At 48.1% G+C, this 1,752-nt stretch carries 1 pseudogene; it reads right to left on the bottom strand.

Annotation, left to right across the window (positions count from 1 at the left end):
- Window positions 1-247: 247 nt before the first annotated feature.
- Window positions 248-1,694 (bottom strand): annotated as a pseudogene (locus F6K49_RS45925) (IS66 family transposase).
- Window positions 1,695-1,752: the final 58 nt, after the last annotated feature.

The following is a 1,752-nucleotide window of genomic DNA, read 5'->3' as shown; positions in this document are numbered from 1 at the left end:
TCTTTCATTAGTCATTGGTAATTTTAAACTTGTCAATGATCAATTTTATATCAATGTCAGTTTAGTTTATGACATAAACTATCATCTTTTTTTTTTAGGTAACAGGGAGCAGGTAATAGGGAGCAGGGAGCAGGTAACAGTGAATAGAAAAATGTTTTAACCTTTCCTGCGGTTGCTATAACTTATCATGTTACCAAGAACTATTCACGTAAGCATTCAGGTGTAGGGGTTGACAAAGCCATCCCAATTACTCAAAGTCAGGAATCAGAGACAATTCGTGAGAACGCTCCCGCACTGCCAAGGAAAGAGATCGTCCTAAAAACTCAACAGCTGAACGACCCTGAGCCCGACAAGACTGAATCCCACTCAGCAATGTCGCCGAACGGATAAACCCATCCCAGGAACGAGACCCACCGGCTACTTTCCGCTTAGTAACCGCCAGACGCAATGACCGCTCTGCCCGATTGTTATCGGGGGGCACTTGGGGGTAGTCAAGGAAATACCACCATTGATCGGACTTGTTCCTCAAGGACTTCAACAACAGCCCAGCCGCATGACCGGCTTTTGGACTCCAGGTCTCAATTGCCTCAGTTACTCGCCTTTTGAAAGACTCAGCCCAAGAAGCATAAGCGGATGCCTCACGGGTTTCGCGCCACTGGCGGTGTTGGGCAAAGGCTTCATCAATGAGGTCGAGAAAAGCCTGACCCAAGGCTTGCTGATGAGGCGGTTTCAGACGAGTGACTTGCTTAAAATGTCGTCGCAGATGGGCTAAACATTTCTGCTGAGCCGTCACTTGATAGCCGTTATAGACACTGAAATCGTCTGAAATGAGGACAAAGCGCAAAACTCTGACCAAGTAAGTGTTCCAGTTCAACTCGTGAGCGAGTGTCTCCAGCATGGAACAAACTATATCCTTCTCCCGAGAGTACCCACATCCATTCTTTAACTCCCTTGACCAACCACGGGGACTCGTCGGCGTGAACGTGAGGTTGGGTCTTCACCCACTCTTTCAACTCCTTCACTTGTGATGTCACAGCTAATGCCACCCGCCGCGTGGTCGATTCTAGAGTTCCTAAGCTCACCTCGATTTTCCCGAACTCTCGCAACCACTCTTGTTGCTTCTCATAAGACAAATGACCGTAGTGTCCCAACCAGGCCAGCATTCCTTGCAAGTTGGCTGACAAGTCTTGTCCGGGGATGACAAAATCCTGTAACTCCCCCCCAACCAGAGTTCCACAGTGGTGACACACCCGTCGCTTCTGCTGGTACTCTACAATTTCGATGGGACGCTCTACCAGTTGAGCCACGACATAGCTTCGGGTTGAGCAATCCCTACTTTCCCACTGATTTCCCTTACAGATCGGACAACTTTGAGGTTCGACTACTACATATCGGTCAACCCGCCCAAATCCTTTTCGGGTTTTCCCTTTGTGTCCTGGTTGTCCTCCTGGTTTTCGTTTCTGCGAATCTGATTCCTTCGACGGTTTTTTCTCTGACCTTCTGATTAAATCACTTGATGGGGGTTTTGATGAAGTCTGGCTGTCTTTGTTCAACAGACTTTTGAGGCGTTCCACCTCCCCAATCAGTTGTTCAATCACTTGTTGCTGTTGCAGGACCAGCTCCACCAGAACTGATTGGGGAAGCAGTTCCAGAGCTTCAAAGCTATTTGGGGTAGCTGGCGGTTTGATTTCCATGGTTCTACACTACTACTCATCCTTCCCTTTTTGTCAACCCCATCACCTGAATGCTTAC

It is taken from the genome of Moorena sp. SIO3I6 (genome assembly GCF_010672095.1).
Note: the sequence above shows the minus strand (reverse complement) of the source record. Positions and strands in the feature narration are given on the sequence as shown.